Genomic DNA, 7,243 nt, shown 5'->3' with positions numbered 1-7,243 from the left:
CTTTGCAGTGGAGTGTCAGTGAAATTAATGAACCCGCCGACTCTGACGCCTTTTGGCCAGCTGGTGATTTTGCTACCCATGAAGTCGGCGTAGCCTTTGATTTTTACACCACTTTCTACTCTGGTTAGCTGACTATTAGAAGCCTTGAGGCTGCCGTTAACATCAAGCCCTTTAGGTAAGCGTGTGATCGGGGTGTTTTCGATATTAAGATTACCATCGACCACTAAACCGGTTGGAAGCGCTGTGTAAGGCTTATTTCGGAGATATAAGTTTCCGTAATTGTCCAGATGGTTCAATATTTGATAGTGATCGATTGGTTCTGCACTGACATTTGTTATGGTTAAAGAACCAATAATAAGTGCAATTATTCTGAGCATAATAGGCTTCTTATTACGATAGACGCTAACACTATAATGGAAAAATTATTCTCGCATAGTGTTTTACCCATTTGGCGGTAGATAAAATAGAAATCGTTTGGCTAATCAGAAATTAAACGACAATGGCAGGTAAATGGATGACTAGAGTAAATATACAAATAGTTAAGAGCGTTTTGGTAGCAAGTGCAATGTTTTGCTCAATGCCTGCCAGTGCGAACAAAGTAATTTCAACACCGGGGAAGGCTGCGGTGGTGGTTACTCAAAGTGGTCAACAGCAACGAGTTTGTTATTACGATGACAAGGCATACAGCATTGGAGCGGTACTCGAAGTCTCTGGTGTTGTGATTCAATGTGCTGCGGAAAACGATTTTGAAACGAATGGCGCACTTGCTTGGATACAAATAAAAAAAGACGAGTAATTTTACTCGTCTTTATATAAGAGCATAAATGCTTATATTAACGCGCTAGAGAGCGAGTCTTAAGTTCGAAAATAATCTTTTCTGCGCTTACTTCGAACTTGAAGCGTGCATGCAATTCAGTACTTTCTTCGGTCATTTCTGACGCTTCGTACTCAACATTGCTAGACACTTGCTTTGCCAGCTCTACGTACTTTGCAAATTCAGCTTCAATTAGTGCTTTCGAGTTGCCGTATACCGTTACTTCAGCAACATCGTCACCTTCTTTAATGATGAACCCGATTTCGCCTGCACAGCCGCAAGCTTCACATACGTCGTTGTTACCCATATCTTGGCTCATAAATAATCCTCTTACAAAATCTGCGGTTATTCTAACGAGCAATTTGAACTGTATCTACAAAAATTAAAATCTTTGAACTAATTCGCACTGGTATGCTATGTTGTTTGTTGTGGGATTAAATGAATATGTACATTCGCGCCGACAAATATGTATGTGATCTATCTCATGTTTTGTTTAAAAGCAGTGTCATTAATTTGTTAGAATATCATTCAGTTAGTTGCGTCGTGACTAATTTTATAAGACTATCTATTGCTTGATAGGTATTTATACAATGAATTTATTGTTGGGTATTTGATATTCTAAGTAGTTATTTTAGATTAACCACTTAGAGCGGTAAGGTTACTTTCGAAGAATAATTAGACAAAGTGCCCAAAGAGGCAGCACTGTAAAGTTGTTTATGCGAAGTACTGGCGGGTATTTTAATGGAAATACTTGCGAAAAAATGCCTTGCTTACATAATGCTGATAACAATTTTCATTCTGACTTCATTTTATTGAGTTAGATGGATTTACAAAGAGAAGAGCCTGAATATGCCAAAGCGTAGTAAAGAAGATACAGAAATCACAATCCAGAAGATTATGGATGCCGTTGTAGACCAGTTACTAAGGTTGGGTTACGACAAGATGTCATACACGACGTTGAGTCAGCAAACGGGCGTTTCTCGTACAGGTATAAGCCACCACTTTCCAAAGAAAACAGATTTCACAGCTGCTCTAGACGGTCGAATCTTCAAGATGTTCATGGAGCACATTGATTTCGAAAATGGTCTTGATGCATTTTCAGCTAGCTGGGTTAAAGCGCTTGAAGACGCTGAGTTCCTAGCAATTTTACGTTTACTTTTCCACCATATCGTTACAGCTGAAAACGCACACGAATTTGCGGCAAACGGTATTGATCGTCTTTACAAGCTAACTGAGACTCAGTTTGGTGATACAAGCGGTAAAGAACTTGAGTGGTTGATTGGTAAATCACTGATTCGTATGAGCCAATAATCAATACGTACTAAAAGAAGCTCCTGAGGGAGCTTTTTTTGTGCCTATCGTCTGATAGCTGTCACTTCTTTTCTTTTGTCACTCTCTAAAGCAGCTCGTCTATTCGCTTCTCTAATAGCGATATTTCTTTTCTTTTTATAGGCTTACATTTGCCTTGTGCTCATCTTTTCCAATCTAACTGGGCGAGTGTCTACTGATAATGTTCATTTCTAGCGCCTCAAAGGCTCGAGGTGAGACGTTTTGGGAGCATTGCTATGGTTACTGGTAAAATTAAGTTTAAGGCGAGAGAGAGGCTATGAACCAATAAAAAAGCCTCTATAAAATAGAGGCTTATAGTGATTCAATTGTCATTAGTGCGGGGTGCTAAAAATGAGCAGGATCTAAATCGAATTTATTGTGCTGGGTGCACCTGAGGAAAGCTCATCGTCGGGTGCTTTTCTACGATGCTTTTATATCCATAAACATCCTCAATCATTGACGGCTTGAGCGCTTCCCAAGGGCTGCCATCACACACTAAATTACCATCTTTCAATACCACCAATCGGTCGGAATACTGAGCCGCTAAGTTTAGATCGTGCAACACCACGATAACGGCTGCATTATGATTGTCTGCAAGTTCTCTCGCGATCTTTAGCGTGTTGTGCTGGTGGGCAAGATCCAATGCAGAGGTGGGTTCATCAAGCATCAAGATGCATTGGTCGCCAGAGTGGTGGAGTTGAGTGAGTACTCGAGCCAAGTGAACTCTCTGCTTTTCACCACCGGACAGAGAAGGGTAAAGCCTCTCTCCCAAGTGGGATACATCGGCGATGTCCATCTTTTGGTTCGCGATGTTGGTCAGAGTCTTGTTTGACTCTTGCAGTGGAATACCACCAAGTTCAACAACTTCGTGTGCCAGAAATGGGAAGGTCAACGTGCTGTGTTGAGGAAGCATAGCCAAGTGTTTTGCCAACTTGTGTGAAGGCCATTTGTCTTTAGCATGCCCAAAATATTGAATGTCGCCGGTACTTGATATCTCTTGGCACAAGGCTTTGAGGAGTGTGCTTTTGCCTGCTCCATTTGGGCCAAGCAGCGTGGTGACCTTTCCTGCTTCAATCTCTATGGATACGCTATCTAGTATCTTTTTGCTGCCGAACTTTACTTCAATATCGGTCGCTTTTAACGCTGCAGGAAACATTAAAGGATTCTCCCTTTCTGTTGGAATAGTAGGTACAAGAAGAAGGGCGCGCCAATAATCGCAGTGACAATACCTACTGGCAGTTCTGCTGGGGCAAGAGCAACGCGTGAAAACATATCTGCCGCTGTTAACAATAGTGCGCCTAGTACCGCTGATAAAGGTAACAGAACTCGGTGATCAGGACCTGCGAGCATGCGACCTAAATGTGGGATAACCAGTCCGATAAAACCAATCATGCCAGATAGGCTTACCGTGATACCCACACCTGCTGCCGTCAGTAGAATCAGTTGTCGTTTCAGTTTTTGAACTGGAATCCCCAGGTGTTGAGCTTCTGATTCACCTAGGAGTAGGGCATTCAGAGACATCGCTTGTCGGTAAAAAACGACGAACAGTCCAACGAGCGTAATTGCAGCAAGTATAATCCCCGACCATTTAGCGCCAGCTAATGAGCCCATCGACCATAGCGAAAGGTCACGCAGCATTTGATCATCAGCGATGAAATTTAAGAAGCCTATCCCTGCACCTGAAAGTGCGCTGATTGCGACACCTGCTAACAGCATGATAGTTACTGAAGTTCCGAATTTGCCAGTACCAAGTTTGTAAACCAACAGGGTGGTCAAAGCACCGCCCAAAAAAGCAAATACAGGTACTGCGGCAAAGTTCATGAATGCCGGATATTGAAGCGAAAGCTCAGAAAACAGAACGATAGCTAATGCTGCTCCCAAGGCTGCACCGGCAGATACGCCAATGATACCAGGCTCAGCCAGTGGGTTGCGAAATAGCCCCTGCATGACGGTACCGCATAGTGCGAGAATGGCACCAATTAGCATGCACAGTATGGTTCTTGGCAGTCGAATTTCTTGAATCACCAAGTTGATGTGAGGTGCTAAGTCATTGTTTGGTTGAATTAAGCTTGTGGCGCTGTCCGCTAAGCTAATGTTCATTGGCCCAACAGTAATCGAGTACAGCGCGACAAAAACTAGGGTAGCCCCTAGGCCTAACATCGATGTTTTCAGTGGGACGGATCGTAACAACATAAAGGGCCTCAATATCTATCTCTAACTTTAATCCCCTTTACTAACAACGTGAGTCTGTGGTGAGGGGGAGTGGATTAGCGATAGCAGAAATAGGGTGGTCGAGTTATAGCGGGTAAATAAGTGCGTTTAAACGCTTGGCTTCAGAGAGACTTTCTAGGCCAAGCCCACCAACCAAAGCACTGCCATTCACGGTGATGATTTGCTTGTTCATACCTGCAGGGGTTGCCGCTAACATGGGTAATGATTTAAGAATCGCATCAGCGCCGCCCATTTTTTGGTAACTGCGGCCACTCACTAAAATGACATCAGGTTGCATTTCGACAAGCGATTCCATTGATAATGGTTTGTAAGATGTAAGGCTTTGAGCGGCTGGGTTGATACCGCCAGCCAACTCAATGATCGCATTTGGTGATGTTTCACCGCCGGCAACGTTCGCAGGGCGACCTTCGTGCAGCAATAGGAACAGTACTTTCTTTGCTTCATTCTTCGGTACTTGATTTGCTTTTAGTGCAGCAATCTTTTGATTCACATCGGCTTTAACTTGCTGTGAGTGATCTTCGGTGTGTGTGATCTTTGCGATTTGGTCGATACGTTTTAGTAGCCCTTCAACGTTAGCCTCGGTGTTCACGATTTCGACATCGACGCCCGCAGATTTAAGTTGTGAGATCGCGTTGTCTGGTCCCATTTCATCAGAACCAATCAATGTGGTAGGTTCGAGAGCAAGCAAGCCTTCAGCTGAGAGGTTTCTATGGTAGCCAATCTTTGGTAGGTCTTCAGACTGAGGGAAACGGCTGGTTACATCAATACCCACCAATTGTTCTTCTGCACCAAGCGCCAAAACCAATTCTGTAACGGCACTGCCAGCACTGATGATGCGAGGTTGTTCAATGTCGTTTGCCATCGCGGTTGGCGCAGTCAATACCAGGCTCATAGCGGCCACTGAAAGGAGGTGAGTCTTGGTCTTTAATTTATTGAGCACGTTTAAGTTATTCATAATAAGTTCTTTATATCTTTTTGTATCGCGAAGAAACTCAGTGAGCAGTCCGTTCGCATGTGAGTTCTAATCAATGGAGATATTCAGGTCCGACTACTTGGTCTTAGTTACTAAGAGCCAATTCTTTTGAATATCGCGTGTCGCTCTAGCCATCGTCAGTGAGTAATTGAGTTGCAGGAATTCCATTCTCTTGAAGGAAAGACAGTAGTTTCACTAGGTTCTCCACGTTGGCGGCTTTATCCGCGCCAATGATGATCGGCTTTTTATCCGTTGAACCTGTCTCTTCGAGCAAGGCGATCTTGAAATTTTCCCAGTCAATGTATTCTTTTCCGTTGATAGCCCAGTAAGGTTCATGGTCTAAAATATTGACGCTAATCGAATCTTTGTGGACCTCTGAAACGTTTTTTACGTCCGAACTTGGTAGGTCAACTTCGAGTGATTCCAGCTTTACCGAAGCTGTAAGCAGTAGAAAAACCATCACAATAAAAATGATGTCGAGCAGAGGCGTTAAGTCTGGAGTTAGGCTCTGCGTATGGGATGAGTTTGGCGTTTTAATCATGCTTGGCTCACATTACCTACAGAGGCTTGGCTTGCAGACGCATGATTTACATCGCCAGACTGGTTTGTTTGAATAGACATGCCTTCTAGCCATACATTTACGTAATTCAGAGTGTTTTCTAGTTGAGCAAGCACTCGGTCAGCCCAAAGGCCCAATAGTTGTGCACCTGAAATAGCAGGCAGTGCGATCATTAAGCCAGCAGCGGTCGTTCTCATTGCCAATCCAAGACCGTCTGCTAGATCATTTGGTGTGATGCTGCCTGTTGTCGCGGCAACACCTTTGAACATTTCAATAAGGCCAAGTACCGTGCCAAGCAGCCCAATCAGTGGGCTAATCACGCCGATTAAGCCAAGCAGTCTTAGGCCTGCGTGCAATTGGTGGCGTTTTTCTTGTAGCCAGATCCCCGCAGCATCTTCACGTAACCCTTTTGAGAAAGAGTGGTGAGCAAGCAACATTGACACGCCCTTGTACAATAGCGGTCGTTTACCTGAAATCGACTGAGCAAGCGCTTCAATTTCTTGGCTGTTGGTTGGTGATATTTGGTTGAGCTCGCGGCGAATAGCGCGCTTGCCAACACCAATACTGAGCATGACTTGGAAGATTCGCTCAGCGATGATCATTGCCGTGAGTGCTGAACAGATAAGTAAAGGCCAAGTCATTAAGCCAAGTTGATCTTGTAAGTAACTGATTTGTTGCATGATTAATCCAACCTAAAACGAACAGGTATTTGCACACGGTGAGCGATTGCTCGGCCGTTGACAGTGTGAGGTGAGAACTTCCATTGTTTAATGGCTTCTAATGCGGCGTTATCGAGCATCAGTGCGCCTGATGAATTTACTAATGCTTGTTTAACTTGTTTACCTTCAGCGTCTAGCCAGATCTCGTAAGTAGCTACCCCCTCAATACCACGACGTCGTGCTTGGCGAGGGTAGTTTGGCGGTGTAGGGCGAGCAGCAAAGGATGGCTTCGTGACCAACACTGGCTCTTGGTTTGAGACGCCTTGGTTTACTTCCTGAGGCTGGTTGGCAGACTCGTCCATATTCTTATCGACTTTCTTGTCGGCTAACTTTTCAGGTTGTGGTGTTGATTCTGTTTTTGGTCGTTCTTTCTTCACGACCTTTTTCTCAGTCACATGTTTCTTTTGAACCGGTTTCTTCTCGACTTTCTTTTCAACGACCTTTTTTTCTACTTTCTTTGGCTGTGGCTTGTTGATGATCGCCTTTTTCTTAGGTGTTGGTTTAGCTTGCTTGGGTTCAGCGGCTTTTGGCTCCGCTGGTTTATGCTCAGCCTTTGAAACAGGTTCTTTGATTGGTTCTGGTTCAACCGGTTCGGTGACGGTTTTTTGTTGAGCTTG

Annotated in this window: 9 protein-coding genes and 1 pseudogene; 2 read left to right on the top strand and 8 right to left on the bottom strand. The window is 44.1% G+C overall.

Annotation, left to right across the window (positions count from 1 at the left end; translation table 11 throughout):
* A pseudogene (locus BCT81_RS15500) lies at positions 1–377 on the bottom strand (hypothetical protein); the annotation flags it as partial.
* Between the two features lie 122 nt (positions 378–499).
* Here BCT81_RS15500 and BCT81_RS15495 point away from each other — a divergent pair.
* Entirely contained in the window at positions 500–796 is a 297-nt protein-coding gene (locus tag BCT81_RS15495; protein ID WP_102425010.1) for a YnjH family protein, read from the top strand.
* 37 nt (positions 797–833) lie between these two features.
* On the opposite strand, the gene BCT81_RS15490 is transcribed toward BCT81_RS15495, so the two are convergent.
* Entirely contained in the window at positions 834–1,133 is a 300-nt protein-coding gene (locus BCT81_RS15490; RefSeq protein WP_004737752.1) for a YfcZ/YiiS family protein, read from the bottom strand.
* A gap of 530 nt (positions 1,134–1,663) precedes the next feature.
* Between BCT81_RS15490 and BCT81_RS15485 the strand changes: the two genes are divergently transcribed.
* The gene (locus tag BCT81_RS15485) at positions 1,664–2,125 is read left to right on the top strand and encodes a TetR/AcrR family transcriptional regulator (protein ID WP_004737753.1); all 462 of its coding nucleotides are present in this window, start codon (positions 1,664–1,666) and stop codon (positions 2,123–2,125) included.
* Positions 2,126–2,516: 391 nt separating this feature from the next.
* Here the strand turns inward: BCT81_RS15485 and BCT81_RS15480 are convergent, their stop codons facing one another.
* The 6 genes from BCT81_RS15480 to BCT81_RS15455 all read right to left on the bottom strand — a co-directional run.
* On the bottom strand, positions 2,517–3,299 hold the full coding sequence (locus tag BCT81_RS15480) for a heme ABC transporter ATP-binding protein (protein ID WP_102425009.1): 783 nt from the start codon (positions 3,297–3,299) through the stop codon (positions 2,517–2,519).
* A complete protein-coding gene (locus BCT81_RS15475; RefSeq protein ID WP_102425008.1) occupies positions 3,299–4,336 on the bottom strand; it encodes an iron ABC transporter permease in 1,038 nt (345 codons plus the stop codon). Before BCT81_RS15475 ends, BCT81_RS15480 begins: the two co-directional genes overlap by 1 nt.
* Before the next feature lie 103 nt (positions 4,337–4,439).
* On the bottom strand, positions 4,440–5,330 hold the full coding sequence (locus BCT81_RS15470; protein ID WP_102425007.1) for an ABC transporter substrate-binding protein: 891 nt from the start codon (positions 5,328–5,330) through the stop codon (positions 4,440–4,442).
* 145 nt (positions 5,331–5,475) lie between these two features.
* Entirely contained in the window at positions 5,476–5,889 is a 414-nt protein-coding gene (locus tag BCT81_RS15465) for a biopolymer transporter ExbD (protein ID WP_102425006.1), read from the bottom strand.
* Positions 5,886–6,587: a MotA/TolQ/ExbB proton channel family protein gene (locus BCT81_RS15460; RefSeq protein WP_102425005.1), complete on the bottom strand. Its 702-nt coding sequence runs from the start codon at positions 6,585–6,587 to the stop codon at positions 5,886–5,888. The genes BCT81_RS15465 and BCT81_RS15460 overlap by 4 nt, the downstream gene beginning before the upstream one ends.
* Positions 6,588–6,589: 2 nt before the next feature.
* Positions 6,590–7,243, bottom strand: a 654-nt coding sequence (locus BCT81_RS15455) for an energy transducer TonB (RefSeq protein WP_102425004.1), incomplete at its 5' end; no start/stop codon positions are given.

This window comes from Vibrio sp. 10N.261.52.A1, assembly GCF_002876325.1.
Classification (GTDB): Bacteria; Pseudomonadota; Gammaproteobacteria; order Enterobacterales; family Vibrionaceae; genus Vibrio; species Vibrio chagasii.
Note: the sequence above shows the minus strand (reverse complement) of the source record. Positions and strands in the feature narration are given on the sequence as shown.